15 protein-coding genes are annotated in these 21,744 nt (G+C 43.3%); 9 read left to right on the top strand and 6 right to left on the bottom strand.

Annotated features, from left to right (window positions below):
- The 6 genes from ICN25_RS00005 to ICN25_RS00030 form a co-directional block, all read right to left on the bottom strand.
- On the bottom strand, nt 1-5,062 hold a 5,062-nt coding region (locus ICN25_RS00005; protein ID WP_216178473.1), incomplete at its 3' end, for a filamentous hemagglutinin N-terminal domain-containing protein.
- A 111-nt stretch (nt 5,063-5,173) separates the two neighbouring features.
- The gene (locus ICN25_RS00010; RefSeq protein ID WP_216178474.1) at nt 5,174-6,892 is read right to left on the bottom strand and encodes a ShlB/FhaC/HecB family hemolysin secretion/activation protein; all 1,719 of its coding nucleotides are present in this window, start codon (nt 6,890-6,892) and stop codon (nt 5,174-5,176) included.
- Complete coding sequence (locus ICN25_RS00015) at nt 6,889-7,569, bottom strand: response regulator transcription factor (RefSeq protein ID WP_216178475.1); 681 nt, start codon at nt 7,567-7,569, stop codon at nt 6,889-6,891. Before ICN25_RS00015 ends, ICN25_RS00010 begins: the two co-directional genes overlap by 4 nt.
- Nucleotides 7,570-7,717: 148 nt before the next feature.
- On the bottom strand, nt 7,718-8,401 hold the full coding sequence (locus tag ICN25_RS00020; protein WP_216178476.1) for a response regulator transcription factor: 684 nt from the start codon (nt 8,399-8,401) through the stop codon (nt 7,718-7,720).
- An 85-nt stretch (nt 8,402-8,486) separates the two neighbouring features.
- Nucleotides 8,487-10,376, bottom strand: a complete 1,890-nt coding sequence (locus ICN25_RS00025) for a 7TM-DISM domain-containing protein (RefSeq protein ID WP_216178477.1) — start codon at nt 10,374-10,376, stop codon at nt 8,487-8,489.
- A gap of 80 nt (nt 10,377-10,456) precedes the next feature.
- Entirely contained in the window at nt 10,457-11,185 is a 729-nt protein-coding gene (locus tag ICN25_RS00030; protein WP_216178478.1) for a hypothetical protein, read from the bottom strand.
- Nucleotides 11,186-11,607: 422 nt separating this feature from the next.
- On the opposite strand from ICN25_RS00030, the gene ICN25_RS00035 reads away from it, so the two are divergent.
- The 9 genes from ICN25_RS00035 (at nt 11,608) to ICN25_RS00075 (ending at nt 21,744) form a co-directional block, all read left to right on the top strand.
- The gene (locus ICN25_RS00035) at nt 11,608-11,967 is read left to right on the top strand and encodes a hypothetical protein (RefSeq protein WP_216178479.1); all 360 of its coding nucleotides are present in this window, start codon (nt 11,608-11,610) and stop codon (nt 11,965-11,967) included.
- Nucleotides 11,968-12,169: 202 nt separating this feature from the next.
- Nucleotides 12,170-12,868 carry a TnsA endonuclease N-terminal domain-containing protein gene (locus ICN25_RS00040; RefSeq protein WP_216178480.1) on the top strand — a complete coding sequence of 233 codons (699 nt, stop codon included), beginning with the start codon at nt 12,170-12,172 and terminating at the stop codon, nt 12,866-12,868.
- Entirely contained in the window at nt 12,865-14,844 is a 1,980-nt protein-coding gene (locus ICN25_RS00045; protein ID WP_216178481.1) for a Mu transposase C-terminal domain-containing protein, read from the top strand. The genes ICN25_RS00040 and ICN25_RS00045 overlap by 4 nt, the downstream gene beginning before the upstream one ends.
- 14 nt (nt 14,845-14,858) lie before the next feature.
- A complete protein-coding gene (locus ICN25_RS00050; protein ID WP_216178482.1) occupies nt 14,859-15,716 on the top strand; it encodes a TniB family NTP-binding protein in 858 nt (285 codons plus the stop codon).
- A gap of 1 nt (nt 15,717) precedes the next feature.
- Complete coding sequence (locus ICN25_RS00055; RefSeq protein ID WP_216178483.1) at nt 15,718-16,710, top strand: TniQ family protein; 993 nt, start codon at nt 15,718-15,720, stop codon at nt 16,708-16,710.
- Nucleotides 16,686-17,498, top strand: coding sequence for a TniQ family protein (locus ICN25_RS00060; RefSeq protein ID WP_216178484.1), 813 nt, complete (start codon nt 16,686-16,688; stop codon nt 17,496-17,498). The genes ICN25_RS00055 and ICN25_RS00060 overlap by 25 nt, the downstream gene beginning before the upstream one ends.
- Nucleotides 17,499-17,856: 358 nt before the next feature.
- Nucleotides 17,857-18,684, top strand: coding sequence for a diguanylate phosphodiesterase (locus ICN25_RS00065; protein ID WP_216178485.1), 828 nt, complete (start codon nt 17,857-17,859; stop codon nt 18,682-18,684).
- Nucleotides 18,684-19,307 (top strand): response regulator transcription factor, encoded by a 624-nt coding sequence (locus tag ICN25_RS00070; protein ID WP_046330786.1) that lies wholly within the window; start codon nt 18,684-18,686, stop codon nt 19,305-19,307. The genes ICN25_RS00065 and ICN25_RS00070 overlap by 1 nt, the downstream gene beginning before the upstream one ends.
- A 7-nt stretch (nt 19,308-19,314) precedes the next feature.
- A complete protein-coding gene (locus tag ICN25_RS00075; protein ID WP_216178486.1) occupies nt 19,315-21,744 on the top strand; it encodes a response regulator in 2,430 nt (809 codons plus the stop codon).

The following is a 21,744-nucleotide window of genomic DNA, read 5'->3' on the forward strand; positions in this document are numbered from 1 at the left end:
CACCGGTTGAGGGTCCTAAAGCTGCTGCGTTACCAGCTTTTAATGTACCCGCGGAGATGGTTGTTGTACCGGTGTAGGTGTTGGCATTGCTCAGGGTGAGAGTGCCAGATCCAGTCTTTGTGAAGCCATTACCACCCGAGATAACTCCAGAAAGAGTTAACTGTGTGCCCGCTACTGAGAAAGTATTATTAATTGCGCCTAAAGTGATTGCACCACTTAAAGAACTTGTGCCTGTTGAGGTGGCTAAGGTGCCGCCGTTAATGGTAAGGGCTTCTGTGAGAACAGCTACGTTTTGAAGATCTAGCGTTGCAGTACTAGCAATGGTGGTGCCAGCATCGCTTGTCCCCAAGCCGGCAGCGTTAGCAATGTTTAAGGTGCCCTTCAATACATTAGTTGAGCCAACATAGGTATTGGTGGCTGACAAGGTAACAGATCCTGTATCTGCAGATGAGCCAATAGTAAGAGCTGTAGTGCCCGTACCAGAGATAGCTGTAGTTCCAACTTCAAGACTTGCAGCGCTAGCCGCAGACAATGTTATGTAGTACCCAGCCAGCGTTACACCGCCCGTAATAACCCCACCTGAAACACTGCTACGAATCGTTCCACCTGATGATGTTATTGTGATTGCATTTGCAATCGAATATCCTGCAACATCCAACACTCCGCTACTACCTATATTTATGGCACTTGTCGAAAGAGCAGTTGAATTTGCAATCTTTAACTTGGCATAAATATTTGTAGCGCCAGTGTAGTCATTAGCTCCACCAAGAACTACAGTACCGGTAGCGCCATTTGCAATTGTTAAATTACCTGCGCCAGAGATAGTTCCATTAATTGTTAAAGTTGTTGATCCTGTCGCATAAAGAATTGAATTCTTAGTAGCCGACAAAGTAATTGCTGGACTAATAGTAATATCAGCACCCGTCTTTAATCCACCGCCCGACATAGTCAGACCACCTGCACCGCTATTAATGTTAGATGCTGATGTGATATACAGATAACCCCAGCTAAGTGTGGTTAAACCGGTATACGTATTATTTCCACTTAATGTCAGTACGCCTGAAGATAAAGGTGCATTTACTGTTACAGCTGTAGAACCTCCAATATTGGCAGCAATAGAGCTCGACGTACTACTACTTTTAATTTCGAGTGATGACAAATTAATAGAAGAACCACTCAATGCAACTGCTCCAGTACCTGATGCAATCGTTAACGAACCACTTGCACTAACAGTACCACTTAAGATTGCGATACCTGAGGCACCATTGCCGCCTACACCACCATTAGTTGAGCCACCGCCACCGCCAGAACCCGGTGTTACACCATTGGCTCCAGGCGCATTGCATCCATAGTTACATGTACCCCCAATACCGCCCGCACCGGAAGACCCTCCTGCACCAGGCACACCGGATACACCAGTATTTGCTCCCGCAAATGTGCCAGTATCACCGGCACCACCGCCGCCGCCAGCAGCGTATGCAACGGTAACCCCCGATATCTCACTAACAGTGCCAGCGCCGCCATTACCACCAGCAGAAGGAGTGCCCCCAGGAGAACCTGCGCCGCCGCTACCACCACCACCACTACCACCCGTATTTGCTACAGATGTTCCACCTGCATAACCTTGAGTTGCTGAACCGCCATTATTAGCAGAAATACCACCTGCGCCACCGCCAGATGCCCCACTAAGACCGGCCGATCCACCTGCGCCACCACCGCCGCCGCCATAAGAAGTTACACCAAATGCCGTTGAGTTACCACCATTCGATCCATTGCCTGAGCTAGCACCAGCACCGCCAGAACCAATAACAATTGAGTAACTAGAGCTAAAAGTTCCTGAGCCAGTCAATAAACCGCCCGCGCCACCGCCACCGCCCCAGTTAGAGCCACCACCACCACCACCGCCAACCAATAAATAATTAGCGTTATAAGACCCGGTCGGGGTATATGTATAAGTACCTAATGAACCAGAAAGCCCCGTTACAGTAGAACTACGCAAGCCATTCACAGACTGCCATGTATCTCCGCTTGTCGCGCCAATCTGAACTATCTGATAGTAACCACTAGAAACACTACCTGTAATAGTCACATCGCTATTGGTCGTAGTAAGTGTGACCGCCCCACTTAAAACTACATTACCGTTGTATGTTTGGGCACCACCGGTGGTGATGTTGGCAGCTATATATATTGCACCACCAGCATCAGGATTCAATGTCAGAGAGCCAGTTCCGGATGCATTAATAGCCGAGTTAATTAGGATATTGCCATTACCTGGCGTTGAGGTGCATCCAGAGACTGAAGGGGAGCAACCGGATGTACTGATAGAAACATTACTTCCCGCAAGGGTGGAGGCAATATTTCCAGCCAGCGCTGAATCAATAATGATGTCATCAGGATCAATCAGCCACATTCCGCCCCTACCAACATTAATGCTAGATAACATTGAAAGTGTGAGACCAGAGGTTTCGATATATCCACCGGCCTGATTGGTTGAATTGGGGTTTAGCTGAGATGCATTGAGGCTTGTCATTGAATCTAAGCTAGTGAATAAAGCAAAAGGCAATGTGCCGTTAGTCGCATCATTGCCTATCTTGATCGTGCCACCCTGACTATATCCAGTTGCCTCAAAAGAGGAATTTTGGATGGTCACACTGTTTTTTGCGGAAATACCAATGCTGCCACCACGACCATTTGAGCCATTAGTCTGAATAAGCGAATTTTGAATATTGGTATTACTGGCGCTGGATACGATCAGAAGTGATCCGCCATCGGTACTGCCACCAGTCGAAATAGTGGCTGAGTTAATTTGAATATCTTGATTACTGAAAAGTGAAATAGATCCACCAGGGCCATTATTGCCATTAGCCTGAATCAAGCCATTAACTGATAAGGAACTACTGGCAGAAGCCAAAACAGACCCACCTGCTAAGTCACTGTTAGCCAAGATTGAGCCTGAGAAAGTTGCTTGATTTGCGCTGACAAAGACCTCTCCACCGGGGCCATTATTGCCATTAGCCTGAATCATGCTGCCATTTTGCAGTTCAATTCTTGGTGCTGCTAAATAGATTTGGCTGCCGATATTATTGCTGCCGTTGGCGATAATTTGCGCTGAATTACCCAGAGTAATCGTTTGATCAGCCAACAAATAAATCACATTATTTTGCTTTGCTGGGTTCCATTGAGGAGCGCTCACAGCCGGATCGTTGGCAGCGGTTGTGGAGAAAACTTGATTCAATACAACCGCATTATTAACCAAAGTTGTGCCTAAATTTTGTGCAACCAAGAATGTAGGCAAATCTTCACGGCGAATAATTTGGCCGTTATAAGTCATTGAACTTGGCGCTGTATTGGTACTAGAAGTGTTGCTGCCAGCACTACTATTGAGGCGCCCAGAAACGTAAATTGCTTGGGCTAATAGAGAGATTACCCCACCTAAAACATCACTAGCGGAGGCATTGATATTGCCGTTAGCATAAATACTTTGGGCCTGAACGGTTACCTGCTTGGCATTAATCGTTGTGCCAACGTTCAAATAAGCGATTGAGCTGTTAATGATGACATTGAGATCTTGACCGGAAATATTGGCATTCAAATTAAATGTACCGGTCGAGAGCAGGGTCAAGGTAGTGCTTAAACCGCTCACTTTTTGAATTGCTGCAGCAATAGTCAAAGCACCAGTACCATTTTGAGTGCAAGCTCCCAAACTTGGGCAAGCCCCTTCAGCTACTGAAATAGTTACGTTGTTATTGACCAGCGCTCCTGAAATTACATTTGCCGCCTGAGAATCAATTACCAAATCAATTGGATCTAGCACCCAGGTTCCAGACTTACCCTTAGGTGCAGTGGTATTGATAGAAACGCCTTTACCCAGAACAACAGAGCCTTTAGAGCTAGTTTCGATGAAGCCGCCATTACCACCTAGAGCTCCACCCATTGCTTTGAGCGTCCCAGAAACAGCTGTTTGGACTGAAGACCAAATACTAATGGAGCCACCATTACCACTCTGGATTGCTGATACGTCCACTAATGCACCTTCGGCAATAGTCACACTATCAGCTAAACGAGTAGCCTGCGTTGGAATAACTTTGTCGGTTCCAAGTAATACTTTTCCACCCGCCGTAGCCCCAGTTGCAGTTGTTTTAGATGTCTCTGTGAGCGTGATTTTCTTGCCGGTAATCGCCACTTGACCACCAGCAGCAGTATCAGAATTAGCGCTAACGGTACCAGACTGGGCCACAGTCTCCGCTACCAAAAAGACTTGTCCACCCTCGCGGCGAACCCCATCAGCAGAAGCCGTTCCAGTATTTTTAATGGTTGAGCCCATTAACTCTTGGGCAGAGTTAGCAGCCAAAATGATTTGGCCGCCATTAGTTTGAATCAAACGCTTGTTCTCAATGAGAGACTTCACTACAGAAGCGTCAACCGAAACCTTTAAAGCCTGACCCGTTTCAAAAGTCAGCGTTACTTTTTGACCACTCACTAATGCAACCGAATTGGCACCGCTCATCACAGCAGTGATAACGCCTTCATTTTTTACTTGTGGAGCCATCAATGCAATGTAGCCATCTAAACTTGTTGAAGTAATGCGGCCTTTATTAACTACTTTGCCAGTCTGCCCACCTTCGAAGGTCAAGCTCTTTTTTCCTGCCATGTAATCTTCTTGATTAACATTCATCGTAGTGGCAACTAAACCACCTACATTGACTTCAGCATGCTTACCAAAGACAACGCCATTGTTATTCACAAAAATGACTTGGCCGGGAGCATTGACGGCGCCATTAATCATCGACTTAGTTGCGCCATTAACAACATTCAAAGTACTAGCAGCAGCATTTGGTTGGTTGAAATTGACGGTCGCATCTTTACCCACATTAAATGACTGCCAATTCACTACAGCACGTTGTGAGGTTTGGTTCACATTCATCACATTTCCCGATTGGGAAATCGCTGCATTTCCTGCGGTGACATTACCGCCAGTCGGCAATGCATTAGACGCAATTGTTCCTGCCAAACTTTGCTGAGCAAAGCTAGCAATTAGTAATGAAACGACTGTGCGTCTCATAGCTAATTTATTTAAAGGAATCATGCGTTTACAAATAATGGATAACCCTGAATTTTATAAAAATAGCCCTTCGCTACATATCCCACGATCAGGGGATATGGGCTTAGCTGCCTAGAAATAAAAAGTTCCTTTAATCCACCCCTGCGGACTGCGATAAGTATTGTCCACATTGAGTTGCTGGCCGTTTTGGTTATAAAGAGGATTGCTTCCTACGCGAAATGCCAAAGCAGCCTGCAATAAAAATTTCTCATAGGAATATTTGGCGGTCAGGCCAGTTGCATACAAAGGGTATGTATTTGCTGCGTGGGTTTGACCCTGCCAACCAGTGAAAGTTGAGACATACTGTTGCACTACGCCGGCATCAAAAAATGCCCCCAATGCAAAGCTTTCGTCGTACTTATGCGTTATCTCTAAAGAAGCAATAGCGCCTTGTGATCCGCCACCTTGCGCAACAGGATATGCACGGATACCGTAAGGTCCACCTAAGTAAAACTGCTCTGCAGAATTCAGATTCTTATTAGCCACTTGACCGTATGCTGATAACTGCGCGCTGGTTCTCTCAATGGGGAGTTGCTGGGTGTATGCGCCATTAAAAGAAAGCTTACCAAAACCCCCAGCAGTAGCAGCGCCATTCAAATCATTATTTGCTTGAGTAGTGTTACTAATAGACAGACTTCCTGCTGTTGCCGTAATCCCCCAATTCATTGATGAATCACTTGATAGCTGGTAGCCATTAAATCCTAAACTCACGTTATTTAATTGGTAGCTACTTACTTCGACATAATTTGTTTTATTAACGTAATTTTTATTCTCGTAAGCGAGAGTTAAGTTACTTTGGGAAGAAGCAGTTCTAGTAATAGCATAAGTAGAATAAATTCCATAGACCTGTGCATTACCTTCGGAAATTGTTGGCGAAAAACTAGTCAGTGTTTTGTAATTTAAGTTATTTGCGCCAATCGATACTTTCCAACCGTCATAGCCCACCGGAATGCCATACTTAATTTGGCCGTAGATTGAGCCTTGTGAACCAATAGCATCAAAGGTCAGCAAGTCACCAATACCAGCGAGATTATTTAAATTTAAGCTAGCAATGGCTTGGGGCACGCCTGTACTAGCCGAACCATAGTTAGAAGCATCTACTCTGCCGTTAAACCAAGGGGTCTCGGCGGACATTACAGAAATATTCGAAGTGCCAGCCGAGCTACCCTCGGTCATCTGCCCTTCAATTGCCGTACCAGGCAACTCATTTAATAAGGCCAAACTTCTCTCTAACCCCGGAAGACTTAATAGTGCTCCTTGCGGGTTATTGGCATAAAGGAAATTTTGAATGACTTCGCTTTTTAACTTGCCAGGAGATGCTTCAAATCGATCGATGATGACATCGCCCATTCGACCTTCAATCATCTTGATTTCGATGATTCCATCAGTGACATTTTGTGGTGGTAATGTTGCCTGAGCTACGCGGCCAATCTGTTGATAAAGCAAAGTTACTTCATTAGCAGCTTCTTTAATTTGAGTAACGGTAAGCTGCCTGTTTGTGTATGGCTTTAAAACCTCTAGCGCTTGCTGCTCAGTGATTAATGTAATTCCCGTTACCTTAAAACCCTTTACGTCAATTAGTGCTTCACCAGGTTTTGGCGGCGTTAACTCACGCTCTTTCTTTTTTAGAAATTGCTCAGGCGCAGGAGTAGGTCGCTCTTGATCAACTTCACGTTGCAATTGTTGTTGCAATGCTCCAGCATCAGGCACCTGCGCAAAAGTAAGTCCATGCAATCCCAATAGGCCCACAAACATCAGGCCAGCACGCCAATATAGAGAAATCTTAATCATGCGCGACCCTCCAACCCATTTGCCAACAATGCTCGGCCGGCATCCATGCTGACCAAACTGATAAGTTGAGATAGGCTCTTTGCCTCTAATTTACGCATGAGTGAAGTTTTATATTGCTTAACCGTATCCAAAGAAATGCCTAGAGCTGATACCAACTCCGCATTTGAATAGCCTTTAATCAGCAAATAAAAAACCTCTTGCTCTCTTGGCGATAAAACATTCAGCTTGCTTTGCAATGTTTCACGACTGGTAGAAAGTGCATGCATCTCAGCACTTAAATTCAAGCCATCTTTAATTGCTTTAATAATCAATTCATCTTCAGCGGGCATTAGCAGAAAATCGAGAGCGCCTAGCTTAACTGCAGCCACACCTTTAGTGACTGATTGAACTCTTCCGTAAAAAACTACAGGAATATTTAACCCTGTAATCTTTAATCTCTCAAGAACATCAAGGCCATCCATATTTGGCAAATCAATATTTGATAACAGCACGCTGGGTGTATTTTTTAGAATTTGTTTCTCTTGAAAAAAAGATGCTGGTGTAGAGAAAATGGAAACCAAGTATTGATTCTTCTCCAAAAAATTAGCAAGCTTGTCCCGCTCCAATGAAGGGGCATCTAAAACAAAAATCTGTTTTAGATTTTGTATATCTTGATTAAATAAATTACTTTTGGACATCTTTCCCAGTTCCCATCAAAGTGCGGTTGATACCGCAGCTTTATCCCACGATGGGGGGAATCGTACCCAGTCTATTTTTTGAGAAATTACAAGTTATTACATGTGGGCGACAGACCGACAATTACTAGTAGCAGAGCTCTTTGGTCGACTACTCTGAAATAACCATGCCTTCAGTAAGTTGATAACCCTGCTTCCAAAGAGCTTGGATAGCTGGCTCTGGAATTCCAGCCTCAGATAACTTCTTATTAAGCCGGTGAATGTATACAACTAAGTTGCCTTTATTCTTCTCAGTCAATTCCAATGACAGTAGTTCGAGTATCTGCCAATACTCTAGGGAGCGGCTGGGGGCCTCAATTAAGGCCTTTAGAATGATTGCCTCAGAAGAGCCGAGCTTTACCTTCATGTTGTGTCGAATAAGGAGCTTCCTCGCAACATCTAGCTTAGCAACATCTGGCTGAGCACTATTTTGTAACACCCTACGCTTTACACTGCTAACGGCAGCACTGAGTTCTTCAGCTGATATAGGCTTTGGCAAATATAAATCAGCGCCACTTTCATAACCAGCAATCTTATCTTTTGCCTCACCACGCACCGTGAGCAAGATGATCTGAATAGAGGGATAAGCCTGGCGATAGCGCTTTGCGATGCTAAGGCCGTTCTCACCAGGCAAGTTCAGGTCCAATATTAATAAGTCTGCACGATTGGAGGCAAAGTAGCTATCTAAGTCTTCTGCGCATGCACCCCCAAAAACAGAATGGCCATCACCCATTAAGTGATCCACAAAGATCTCTCTAAGGGCTTTATGGTCTTCAATGATTGCGATGTTTAGCATTACGCTCTTATTTATATCTAGGGTGGGAATCCCAATGTCTGCCAAATCGTAATAAAACCACATGCAAACTTATTACAACTTATTACTAACTATCCCCGTTAATGGGCATTTTGAGAGAAAAAATTACTTTGCCTAGGTCCGGTTTATAGGCCAATTGAGCCCCTAGGGCAGCCGATATATTTTGAATAAGGTACAACCCCAGTCCAGATCCTGTTTTTTCATATGCCTTGGGTGCTCTGTAATACTTGCTAAATACCTGCTTGTCATCGGGCATGCCAGCATTGCCTGGATAGTTAGCCACTGACACACAAATCCAAGGCTGATCGCCAATTGCGTGAGACGAAAAATCGATCTCAATAGGCATGCCTTCTTTGCCATACTTCGCCGCATTGTCAATCAGATTTACCAACACAGTTCTGAATAAATGAGCGTCTGTATTCACAATTAAATTAGCCGGCCCTTGAATCAGAAAGACTGCTCTACCTTCATAAATCTGAGAAATCTCATTTACTACTTGCTTAATATCGCAGGGCTCCTTGGTAATGCTCAAAGCTCTTCCATCAAACTTATCAGCCATCACGCATCGCTCAACGATATTGTTCATATCCATAATGGCTTGATCAATATGACCCTCAAACTTATCAAAGCTTTCTCTAGAATTAAAGCCCATACGCAAGACCGAGAGTGGCGTCTTTAATTCATGGGTGAGCATTGTCAAAAACTTTCCCTGCTCTTCGCGCCTTTCTTTTTCAAATTGCGCATTTGCATTTGCTTGGCTCACTTCAAAAATTTTCTCCTCTTGGGTAGTGCGATATCGATGTTGCAACAACATCAAGAAAACAACCCCAGTAATCAGGCCATATGCCAAGCCGGTATATGGTGTAAAGGCGTTTCCAGAGAAATAGCCAAGGGCTGGCAACAGATTGAGCCAACCCAACAAGTTGCTTATCAGATAGACGGCAAGCAACATGTACTTAGAAAGGATCGGCTTATTAAGTTTTTGCCAATTTATCCCAAAGAAGGGGATAAAGAGCAGGACAAATGACAATGTCCACAATCCAAGCAAATTAATATTTAAAGCCAAGCGAGCTTTATCTGTAAATAATAGTAATAGATTTATTGGAAAGAGGCACATGCAGCCAATAAAGATGGCATTAAACCATTTTTTTGAATCGAACTGGTGATAAAAATTAAAGTGAAACATAGCTATTGCAAATGCAAAAAATAGAATCACTACGGAAGAAAGCAAATCACTAAGTTGAGGGTCAACATAAGGGCTTAAAAAAATCTTAAAGTACCCCATCACTACGGATGCATGAATTAAGGCGGCGAACTGATTTATAACAAATACACCAACTAATCGATCTCTATCTATCACCCAAATGCCCAATGCCCATAAGAAAACAATTGCTAGTAGGCTAATGTAAAGTGCAAAGCCAAATTCCTGGGTTCGATCTACGGCGGTTATATCTTGGGTATTAAAGACCTGAACCCTCATTAGCGATGTACTGGTAGTTTGCATCCTTAGCCAAATGTATCGAGAGGCAACACCTTCAGGAATCTTGAAATTAAAGTTTAGGGAAGGATATTCATTAGCATCCCAGGCATATTGATCTCCAACAATACGATTGTTAGATTTTGAATAAGCTGGGTCAAATAGTTGAATTTCATCCAAAAAACATCCAGGCTGAATGCGAACAATTAAATCACGCTCGAGTCGATTAGCTCCATCCACTCCACCGCAGATTGCAGGGTCAATCTCAAGCCTTAACCAAAATGCGGAGCCACTAAAACCCTCGGCTAGCATCACGCCGGCAGGCTTATATGTTTGATCTTTTGCTTGCTCAAACGTCATTTGAGCAGTTTTATCTTCAAAATAGGCTCGATTGATTACACAATCTGTAGCCGCAAAAGACGTGGGCGCACCTACCAATAACAAGACGAAAGTAATAAGGGTTAGAGCGCCTTTGAACATAGGGGAATTATCCCTTGAAACAGATAGTTAAAGAAAATCTCATGACAATGGGAAATAAAAGCAGCCAAAGTCTAGATTACTCAAAACGTACGCACCACTTGAACATTTTGAATGCTCTTAATCGCATCTAAAAAGCACTCGCGACCAAAATTGCCTAACTTCTGCTCAAAATAGTCTTTTAGTGAATCGGTATATATCTTGAGAACTCGCTCAGAGCTGGCTGATATTGTTGTTTTAACAAAAAAATAAAAAAGAATCATTAGATATTCCCAAGTGATTCCATTTAAATTTGCCGCCTGCAATCGCAACATTTCTATTGGATTGACTGGGTACTGAACATCTACATCGGGATTGCGTCTGAAGCGCCAGCTTTCTATCTTTGGAAGGGGATATCTCTCTACCCCATGCTCGCCAAATACATCATCAATGCGACTAAATATTTCTTGCTCACTGATTGTCTTAAGCTCAAACAACTCCCAGAGTTTGGAATTGAAAACAATGGCAGTATCTAAAAAATCGGGGTGCTCATTAACTGCTTTTATTAATTCAGCAAGGCTAATTCGGCCTTTTCTACCCGGGGAAACTCCATTGCGAGCAATCTTTTCAAACACCTTGGGTGGCTCGTCAAAAACCTCCCCTAGATTGCCCAAAAACTTTTCATCTAAGTCTTTATAACTAAGCTTGGTGCGGCTCTTTACCTCTAAAGCCCATAACCTAACTCGCGCTATGTTGAGGACTGTCTTTTTTTGCCCTCCTCGAGGTCTTTTCTTTGCTAAATCTACGGAAAGGGGCGTTTGAATCAGATTCATGATTCCTTGAGTTTAGGGGAACCCTATTTCAAAATGAGAATTCTTTAAATATTCATACCAAATGATTAAAAAATTAAATAAACCAGGTCGGTATAACCTGCTTGGGCATACAACCACTCCTGAGCATTACAACTTGCCCATTAAAACCTCTCATAATTCATTGATGAATGAGAGTATTGGTGCCGTGTGCACACCTAAAGAAACTCTATGAAAGTGCCACAAGGAAACTCAGATTGGATAAGTCACTTAATGGTCAAAGAGAATCGAAAATTATTTTCAAAAAAATTAATAAAACTATTGACATTGACTTGGTTTTACAATCTCCGCTTGACAAAACCGCTTACGAGGCATATAATTCAATCTCACTCAAATATCACTGCCGTCCTTCAAGGGGATGGTCCTTCGGAAAGTAGTCAAGCAATATGAATGCATCTAGCATCATTACAACCGGTCTTAAGACTTGCACAACCAAGTCTTTACATCAAATAGACCCGAATCTACACAGTCGCCCATGCAACGAAGTCATTAAAGACTTCCCATGCAAGGCTCGCGATATCAACATACCTCATCCTCCATTTCAGCGCGCAACAAAAGCTGGCCTCAATGGATCACGGACAATATTTTTCCAGCAGCAAACTCAGTATTTCACTCCATTAAAGAGATATCTTCACCTTGGTGAGAGATCATTCAATGCTCAATTGAGCAACTTGGCAACCAATCTAGCCGCGTGGCTAGCAGGCGCAGCCCCTTGTTTAAAAGAAAAGGGGGCAACCAAAATGTAAAAAGCCAACTCGACCCTGAGGGCTAAATTGGCTTGACCGATTAAATCGGGTTACTGCGTCTGTAACCAAAGTATATCCGTTTCTTTGTGACAAGCAAATAGTTTCCCTCAGTTTTTTAGAAAAACCGTTCACGCGGTCAGGGGGAGTTTTTGCTTAAAAAAACCACAAACTCCCAAATCAATATGTCACAAAGGAGTCATCCATGTTTCAGTTCTATCAAGAAAACGGGAAATACTATTCCCGCACCAACAACTTTCAACACAAGCCCCTCCCTTTAGCAAGACAACCAGGGGGTAAGCGTAAAGCCCCGCATCGCCGCATTACATACCTCAATATCCCCTTTCTTCAACGTGATTTGATTGTTTGTGAATCCGATCTTGAGCGTGATTGCGCCATTATTGTTTCGCTCAATCCAGAGGTTGTGCGGATAGACGCCCAACCCCAAACATTTGACCTGGGTATCTATGGTCAGTACACGCCAGACTTTCTGGTGACCTATAAATCATTGCCGCCTTCCTATCTAGAAGCCAAGCCAGATGTATTTGCGCAAGAACCTGAGACATGGGAAAAGATTTTGGCTGCACATCGTTATTTCAAATCCAAAGGGATTGCTTACGAATTAATGACAGACTTAGATATCGAGAAAAAGAATCGTCATCTCAATGCCACTTATATTCATCGCTGTGCGAAGCTAGCTATATACGAAGAACAAAGTCAGAAAATTATTGACGTGGTCAATAGATATCCCAAAGGGATTCGGATGGAGGACTTGCAGGCAATTACTGGCTTATTAACAGACCATATCTTGCACTGCGTAGGTCAGCGTCAAATCAAGCTTAATTATCATTTTGAATATCAACCCTTGAGCATGGTTTATCCGTTGCAAGGAGAGTGCAAATGATGCCATATTCCATCCAAAGTGGCTTTTCTGTTTTGTACGAAAAAACTGAATATGCATTTGAGCGCATCAGCATTGATCGTTTTGGCGAACAATCGATCAGCCTTATCAATCGCAGACTCAATCTACCAACTGCATTTTCCGAAGCAGAGATTTGCCATAAGATTCAATCTGGTGAAATGACTTTACTAACCAGCGGCTTACACATCAAACCCGGAGCAGTTGTGAAGCCGACTCTATTTAAACCATCTAGCTATCTATGTAAGTATGAAAATCAGGTTCATGCCTACTGTATTGGAATGGAACAGCGCGGCATCACTAAGGGCATGCGCAAAAAGATTTCCCTGGCAATCCCAGAAATTGCTAGGGAAATTCTAGATGAAGATCCACCAAAAGACTCTACTGTGATGCGCTGGCTGCGAATTACAGGAGGAAACTCTAAAAACTTCAAACTCGTTACAGAAAACTTTATCGCCCAAAAAAGAGCTTCACGCAAGGCGCCAGAAGTAATCGCTGTAGCCAATGAGATCTTGGATGACTTCTACTTCATCACGAAATTGCATACACAAAAGCCAGAAGATATTGAAACCTGTACGGCTCGTATTAATGCTGAGTTATACAAGCGTGGAATTGTGGGGACCATTAGCTTAAGCACGGTTAAGAAGATCATTTCCAAGCGACCAGCTTATGAAAGAGACCGCATTCGCCTAGGCGCAACAGAAGCCAAGCATAAGCACCACCATTCATCGGGTGGCAAATGGCCCAGCAGAGCACTGCAACGGGTTGAAGTTGACCACACCACGCTAGATCTGAAGGTTCGTGATCGCTTAACAGGAAAAGATATTGATAAACCAACTGTTACTGTTTTAAAAGATTGCTATACCGGCTATCCGTTGAGTATCTGGATTTCATTTCAAGGCGAATCTACCGCTCGCATCATTAAGGCAATTCAATATGCACTAGAAGATAAATCAGCTATCAAAGATAAATATGGCTTAGAGCATGATTGGTTAACAACTCCAGCTATTTGGGAGAAGCTGGTAATGGATAACGCTTTAGCACACCATGCAGATGCCATGCATTCTCTTGCCAAAGATCTAGGATGTAGTTTTGAATTTTCCACCGTTCGTTCGCCATGGGAAAAAGGTGCAATTGAAAACTTTATGGGACGAATGAATCAAGCCCTTCCACTGCATGGAAGACCTACCAAACCTCATGAAGTGAAATCTAAGCAATCAAAAAAACTTAATGAAGCAGTTGTTTATTTTGATGATTTAGTGCAATACCTACACAAATGGATGGTAGATCTATATCCACACAAAATCGTCAAACGTAAGAATACAAGCCCGTATATGGAAATGGAAAAGGCCATTAAAACTTATGATGGTCTTCCAAAAATTCACTTTACCCCTTGTTCTGACTTGCTGAGAATGGCCATCTCAAAACCAACTTTTCATAAGATTGGTTCGGGTGGCTATGAAACAAAAGGTCTTACCTATCGTAGTCGTGAGTTATCCCAATTGGTACAAACGATCGGTCAAGATACTAAATTTGAAATTCGCCAAGATATCAATGATATTGGCGAGGTATTCGTATGCAACCCAGCCACAAATGAATGGATTGTGGTGCCAGAAATGGATTATGCGATTTCAAAAGGTAAACCGCTTTATCAACATGAATTTGAACGCAAAAAGAAACGTGAAGATCTCATAGTCAGTGGGGCGCAGCAAAAGGATTGGAATGCGCGCATTGCGCAATCGGACGCGGCAAGAAATCTGGTCCTTGCTGGCAAAAAACCTACCGTCCCTAAAAAATCCGCAAAATCCAATCGTGCCGAAGCTCGGGCAAGAGGAATCTCCCAAGACAATCCCCATGGCACCGTGATTGACGTCACAAATCAGACCACCGAAATAAAACCCAATCGGTTCCTTGACCCAAAAGCCATTGGGACCTTTAACAACGTCATCATCACAGCCTAATAAGGAAAGTAATTATGAATCAATCTAACTCTATGAGCATTGCAGAAAAAATTAACAACCAAATTATTCACCATACGGCCTATGCCAATGCAGTCAATGGATGCATCAATATCATTAACACGGGAATGCGCACCAATCGACCCAATCGTGGCATGGTCATTATGGGTGATGGCGGAACAGGCAAATCAACTGCTATCACACAAATTCAAAAATATGTGGATAAAAAATATGCAGGGAGATTTAGTACCCCAGTGCTGTTAACCAAAATTTCTAGTGATACCACTATTAAATCGTTTTACACCAATATTCTGGGTGAGTTAAATCACCCAATCATTTTGAACAAGGTTAACGATAAATTAACAGCCGATAAACTTCAAAGATTAGTAAGCAATGCACTCAAAGGACATGTATGCACTCTATTTATAGATGAAGTTAGTGACGTCTTTAGCAATCGCCAAAAGAAACAATTTGCATCCGATTTCCTTGTGATGATTAAGCACTTACTCAGCGATACGTCCATCAATATAATTTTGGTAGGTACGCCAGCTCTTAATCAGTTGTTTAACATAGCCGATGCGCAGTTTCGTACCCGGTTTCCTTCCATTTTTAAACTTCCAATTTTTTCCATGGATGAGGAGTGGATAGCTTTAATAAATGGCTACGCTGATCAATCTAAAGAAATTTTTGATTTAAGCATTCTTCCGCCTAATTACCCAGCATTGCATGAATGGACTGGCGGCAATCTACGCTATTTATCAAGCTTACTCATTACAGCAGTTGATTTAGCCGAACAAGAGCAGAAGAACAAACTAACGCTTGAACACATACATCAAGCTCTAGCCATGGTCTTTCCCACATTGATGGCCGCCTAATATGCAGCTCGATTGGCTAAAGCCCATTACCTTTCCTAACCATGGCCAGATTCATGAAGATGAATCGGGGCCTGGTTATGTTCTGCGAATGTGTGACGCTAATCTGGCGCAATTTAGCGATATCTCAAATTTACTTGGCCTAACTGGCTTTACTTACATTCCAGATAATCGCATTCCAGAGATATGTCGGTTGTTTGGGGCAAGCTACCCCATGCTTGCGCCAAGGTTTGTCACTCAATTTAAGCAAAAGCGTGTTGTAACCACTTATCTTTTGGGGCATAAACTTCAAAAGCCCTATTTAGTACGCCAGCGTCACCCCCAAATATGCCCGCACTGCTTAGCTCACGCGGGCATAGCTCAATTAATCTGGGATATCACTTTAGTGACTGCTTGCCACATCCATAAGAATCAATTGATTGATAGTTGTCAGCAATGCAATCGAAAACTTAATTGGCGTAGACCCAGCCTAAAAAACTGCCAATGTGGCGCTTCATTACTACCAATCCATCAACCCACTAAGCCTGCCAGTAAAGCAGAAATGAAGGTGGCTAAATTGATTTGGCTAAAGCTATATCAGCTGCACAAGGCTGATGATGAGCTTTCCTTTTTAGGCAACCTGGAACTTGACACGGCTCTTAGATTAATTTGGTCTTTTGGGCAATTGGAAAATGATGGACATAGCCTTGCTGTGCGCCCCGGGAAGATCCCAAGCACAGCTATTGCAGGCACTGTTGTTAGAAAAGGGTTCGAGCGGATATATCGAGCCTTAAACCACGTCTCAACAAATTCAGCCTTTTCATCAGGCATCTATATCAACGGCATTAAACAACTTAAGGATGACACACCATGGAATGATCAACTAAAAATTCATTACCTACTGAACTTAATTATCGAAAAAGACTTTCGGGCCTCCAGGCTTTCCAGCTTGGCCACACACAATCAATTAACACTTTTTGGAACTTCAACATCATGCGCAAAAACTTCAACTTATTAACAATGCCACGCGTTATTCAATCGGAATCCCCAGCATCTTGGCTCATGCGTGCATGTCAACTCCATTGCTGTAATTTTGACTTCTTATTTAAGGCGCTAAGATTAGTTCCTCCCAATGATGTAGATATTGTTTCTTATGACAAGGTTTTTAAACGCTTTGCTCATGGTACAGATATACCGCCCACCCATTTAAACGAAATCTCTAAGTGGTTTGAACCCCTTGTTGTATATGACAAGGCCGGCCAATCTCTTCACAAAGAAATTAATAAAAATCCGTATACAAGTTTTTGCCCACATTGCCTAGGGGAGGATAAGATTCCCCATTGGCGTCCAGAGTGGCGCCTCAAGTTTTGGCAGGTCTGCCCAAAACATCAATGCAAAATGGTTGAGGAATGCCCCAGCTGCGGAGAGCACCAACACACGAACAAGGTGAATCCCAACCTAAGTCTGGATTTATCTGAACGCGCACTTCAATACTGTGTTTACTGCTCAGCAGATCTGACGCAAGCTCATGCAAGATCCATCATGGACAACGAGATGCATGACAAATTAATCGCCCAAGATCATCTCTTGAAAATATGTCGGTTTGGGAAATTTTCAGCTCAACACAAACTAGATCAGCATCCAGGTGGTGAAATATCTCAAAATCCCAGTCATGTTCTGACACTCACCCAGCTATTAATCGTTGATTTTCATATGGCTTATATTGAATGTACCGATAAAGCGCGTCACTTTTATGGATTTAAAAATGCCATTAAAAAGCGCTCATTCTTTGATTTGCATGTATAGATAGTCTTTGAGATAGACTAAAGACCGCTCTAGCGGTCTTTTTTTTCGGACCCATTAAAGAATGTTCAATTCTTAAGCAACCTCAGGGCAAATAATTCAATCCCAAAAAAGCTTCTTCTGGAAGCGCTTATTATTGCGTGTTTTGAACCTCTTTGTTTTTAAAGGGAGAATTTAGAAGAAAAGTTCAATTCCTAAACAACCCCAACAGCAAATTCACCTTAAATTTCAAATGGGCATCCTGCACTTTCTATAATGGAGGCAGGCAAGTAGGTAGATTCCTACACATAAATAAGCCTTAAGCCCTTACCGCTCCAATCTGTCCTGCCTAGACTGGCTATTCAATGATTGGAGAATGCTGATGAGCCCGAAATCCCGGCTGTACACGCTTGTAAAGGCTTGGAAGAACAAACCCTTCCAAGAAGTGCGCGATGCCTGCGGCCAGCCTTGGCTTGGTCTTAGCGGCGAAGCGCTCGAAGAACACCAATCCTGGTCCCAGCGACAAGCGATTAGTAACGAACCCATCTTTAACAGCCAAGGAACTAAGCTGACGAGCTCTTTATTTAGACCATTACTGACTGCTACCGACATACAGCTCCTCAGACTATTCATGGAGGGCTTGGACACCATTACGTATTGGTACCGTAGCGGTCGCTTTATTCCAGGCATCTTGCCTATGCCAGCGCAACACCTGGCATCCAGCAACTTCATAGATGCTTTAAGTGATCTGATTCTGAACTCACGACTCCCTGTCGGCCTTGTGAGCTTCGGCGTGCACAAACTCAACGAGGTTGACTCCATGGATTCCTGCATGGAGGGTCTATTGCGCATGCGCCGCCTTGGCGTCTTAATCCATGTCCTCGATTTTTGTGGGACGAGCACACAAGTTCAATGGATTGAACAAATGGAACCGGAAGGTATTCATATTGAGATGGGGCAATTTCGCGCCGATGGCTTGCCAAATGAAATGATTTCGCTTGGCCAGAAATTCCATTCCCAAATCTATGCCAGCAGTATCACCTTGGTCAAGGATTTAGAAAATGTCATAGCAATGGGAGCACACCACTGTTATGGCGGACTCATGATGCCATCAGTAAGTCGACATCAAATGCTACACATAAGCGATAGTCGTATCGCTAAGGCCATTTTTTCGCTGCACCCTCATAAAAACCTAAACGGAGACAAGTAATGAGAAAACGCGTGATGTTGGTAGATGACCATCCAGCTATGCTGATGGCATTAAAAAGTATGTTGCAGGATCAATTGCTTTTTGAGATAGCAGGACAGGCGCAGCATGGGGAGGAGTGCCTACGCTCAATCAAAGAAGTTAATCCGAATATGGTGATTCTGGATTTGGATATGCCCAAGACGGACGGCTTTGATGTCATCCGACGAATTGGTTTGATGCATCCAGAAGTTCGCATTTTGGTCCTATCTAGTCTAGATGAAGCAGTCTATGGTGGCAGAGTGCGATCCTTGGGTGCACATGGCTTTGTCAATAAAACTGCTGGCGCTGATGTCATTTTGGCTGCATGCGTTGCCATCTCCCAGGGATACACCTTCTTCACACATGGGAAGAACGGCAATACCTCCTTAAGCGATAACGATAAGTTGGCATTGATATCTGACCGTGAACTCCAGGTCATGAAGTATCTAGGCAAGGGCAATACGAACCAACAGATATCCGACCTACTGCACATTAGCAATAAGACAGTAGCAACCTACAAGACCAGAGTCTTTGACAAACTAGGCATTAACAATATTGCCGATTTGATCTTGTTCTGTCGTATGAACAACATTATCGAAAGCTAAAGTCGGCATGCATCGATTCACATTGAAAAAAGTATTTTCTCTCTGCTGCATCTATGGAGGCCTAGTGCATGCCGGACCTTTTAGTGCGGTAGAGCAATCATGGATCGATGCCCATCCAATCGTACGATTTAGCATTCACGAAAAATATGCGCCTTATCTTGCCGAATCCAATAAGGGGGAAAGTGCAGGCCCATTTAAAGCTCTATTGTCGAAAATGGAAGAGTGCACCCGTCAACAATATGTTCCGGTATGGAGAAAAACAGACTCAGAAGGTTTAAAGCAACTCCGTAAAGGCGATGTAGATTTCATTATTGATCCGCCAAGCATTGATGATCACGTATTGCAATTCGGCTCCTTATCGGAAGCCATCTTTTGGGGGCACGATGTTGTTGTAACTAAAACCTCAAGTAAGTTGAACTCACCCAATCTCAAAATCGCCTACTTCGATCGGGGCCTTGAGAATGCGCCTTCTGGTATTGACAGCTATAGCCAAAATAAAGAAATACAGTCTTCTAAAGACTTAATTCAATCACTCATTCAAAGTGATATCGAGGCGCTAGTCATGCCCATTCGCTTGGCGCGACGATTAATAGAGGAGTATCAAAATTCAGACTTAAAAATAGATGGGCTATACAGCCGAGATCCTTTTGCCTATCGCTGGTTGATCTCCGATCATGCCGCTCCTTTACAGGATGTATTGAGTCACTTTCTCGATGACTTAGATCCCATTGCCTCTCGCCAACTCTTTGCACTAGGAGGTGAATCAGAGCCAAAATCAACTATGCTTCCCTGGCTCGGTGCATTCCTATTCTTCATTGTCGGTGGGGCGATGTTCTACCAACTCCAAAGAAAGTATTTTTATCAGAAGCAAGCTGCCGTTGAATTACTGCACTCTAAGGAGTTAGCTGAAAAAGCAAATGCAGCTAAGTCTGCTTTTTTGGCAACCATGAGCCACGAAATCCGTACGCCAATGAATGCCATTCTCGGAGTGCAAGAACTGCTTCTAGGTAGCTCACAGTTTCCCATGAAAGATAAGTCGTTATTAAAGAGTGCGCAAGCATCGGCTGAATCTCTTTTGGGGATGCTAAATCAAGTATTGGATATTTCCAAAATTGAGGCTGGCAAACTCACTCTGAATTTAGAACCTTGCAATCCACATCAATTGATTATGGATATTCATACGGCGTTTTCAACGGTAGCTAAGAAACAGGGGCTATTACTCCACACTTCGATTGACCCCAGAATCGCTGAAGTCCTCATGATTGACTCCTTGCGTCTGCGCCAAGTTCTGCAGAATTTGCTCAGCAATGCAATTAAATTCACCACCGAGGGTGAAGTGTACTTTTCTATCACCGTTCTTGCGGATGATCATGCAGGCCAGCTAATTGAGTTTAGGGTGATTGATACCGGTGTAGGCATGGGCAGCGAGCAAATCAAAGTGGCTCTACAGGCATTTGAGCAATTGCCCGCTACTCAAGAGTCATATCTATCGGATCAAGAAAGAGGTACAGGCCTTGGACTCACGATTACCAATCATCTAGTGAACTCTATGAACAGTCATCTCTATTTTGAGAGTGCTCCAGGCTTTGGAAGCAATGTCCATTTTGCAGTGGCACTTCCTAGAACCAGTATTGCCGCCCCACAGGCTGCAGGCTTTAATTCATTTGGACCATCATCCAAAAACTTGGTCTCGAAAAGGCCGGGCCGAAAAAATTGCAGTATTCATGCTTTAGTGGTTGAAGATCATCCAGCGAGCCGCCAAATACTGTCCTTACAATTAGAAGCGCTTGGCATTAATACATGCGTTTGTGAGAATGCCACCGCTGCACTAGATTTGCTAAAAGACAATCACTTTGATCTCATGCTGACAGATCAATCCATGCCCGGCATGCAAGGTTCTGAATTAGCAAAACAAATCCGATCCCTAGGTAATCGTGAATTGATCATCATTGGCGTTACAGCCGACATTTATGCTCTAGAATCGCGCCATCAATTTTTATCATCTGGCATGAATGGTGTACTCATAAAACCACTAAGCTTGGGTGCCCTTGAGAATGAACTCTTGCGCTATTTTGAAACCAGCCAAGAACCCGCTGCCCCTAATGAGGTCTATTCATTTGATGTCTTCTCCAATCTCATTAAAGACGACCCAATCCAAATCATTGTGATCCTAGAGGAGATAGAAAAAGTACACCTAGAGGCTCTAAGTCAACTTAACTTACATAACAGTCAAATCCCCATTAGTGAGAATCAATTTCAAAGCTTGGTTCATAAAGTTAAGGGTGGAGCACAACTGCTACAAGCTACTGAATTTACCCATGCCTGTGAATCACTTGAAGTTGCCGGACCACTTTTAGAACGCATTGAACGATTCATCGCCCTTCTTGAAGAACAAAACCAAATTATTGGGACTTATAGGCAAAGGTATCAACCGTAG

The sequence above is a fragment of the Polynucleobacter sp. 80A-SIGWE genome (assembly GCF_018882295.1).
Lineage (GTDB): Bacteria > Pseudomonadota > Gammaproteobacteria > Burkholderiales > Burkholderiaceae > Polynucleobacter.

What these genes read in the sequence shown, in the direction of transcription:
- ICN25_RS00010 (WP_216178474.1), bottom strand. Translation starts at nt 6,892, where the DNA reads ATGATTAAGATTTCTCTATATTGGCGTGCTGGCCTGATGTTTGTGGGC.
- ICN25_RS00015 (WP_216178475.1), bottom strand. Translation starts at nt 7,569, where the DNA reads ATGTCCAAAAGTAATTTATTTAATCAAGATATACAAAATCTAAAACAG.
- ICN25_RS00020 (WP_216178476.1), bottom strand. Translation starts at nt 8,401, where the DNA reads ATGCTAAACATCGCAATCATTGAAGACCATAAAGCCCTTAGAGAGATC.
- ICN25_RS00025 (WP_216178477.1), bottom strand. Translation starts at nt 10,376, where the DNA reads ATGTTCAAAGGCGCTCTAACCCTTATTACTTTCGTCTTGTTATTGGTA.
- ICN25_RS00030 (WP_216178478.1), bottom strand. Translation starts at nt 11,185, where the DNA reads ATGAATCTGATTCAAACGCCCCTTTCCGTAGATTTAGCAAAGAAAAGA.
- ICN25_RS00035 (WP_216178479.1), top strand. Translation starts at nt 11,608, where the DNA reads ATGAATGCATCTAGCATCATTACAACCGGTCTTAAGACTTGCACAACC.
- ICN25_RS00040 (WP_216178480.1), top strand. Translation starts at nt 12,170, where the DNA reads ATGTTTCAGTTCTATCAAGAAAACGGGAAATACTATTCCCGCACCAAC.
- ICN25_RS00045 (WP_216178481.1), top strand. Translation starts at nt 12,865, where the DNA reads ATGATGCCATATTCCATCCAAAGTGGCTTTTCTGTTTTGTACGAAAAA.
- ICN25_RS00050 (WP_216178482.1), top strand. Translation starts at nt 14,859, where the DNA reads ATGAATCAATCTAACTCTATGAGCATTGCAGAAAAAATTAACAACCAA.
- ICN25_RS00055 (WP_216178483.1), top strand. Translation starts at nt 15,718, where the DNA reads ATGCAGCTCGATTGGCTAAAGCCCATTACCTTTCCTAACCATGGCCAG.
- ICN25_RS00060 (WP_216178484.1), top strand. Translation starts at nt 16,686, where the DNA reads ATGCGCAAAAACTTCAACTTATTAACAATGCCACGCGTTATTCAATCG.
- ICN25_RS00065 (WP_216178485.1), top strand. Translation starts at nt 17,857, where the DNA reads ATGAGCCCGAAATCCCGGCTGTACACGCTTGTAAAGGCTTGGAAGAAC.
- ICN25_RS00070 (WP_046330786.1), top strand. Translation starts at nt 18,684, where the DNA reads ATGAGAAAACGCGTGATGTTGGTAGATGACCATCCAGCTATGCTGATG.
- ICN25_RS00075 (WP_216178486.1), top strand. Translation starts at nt 19,315, where the DNA reads ATGCATCGATTCACATTGAAAAAAGTATTTTCTCTCTGCTGCATCTAT.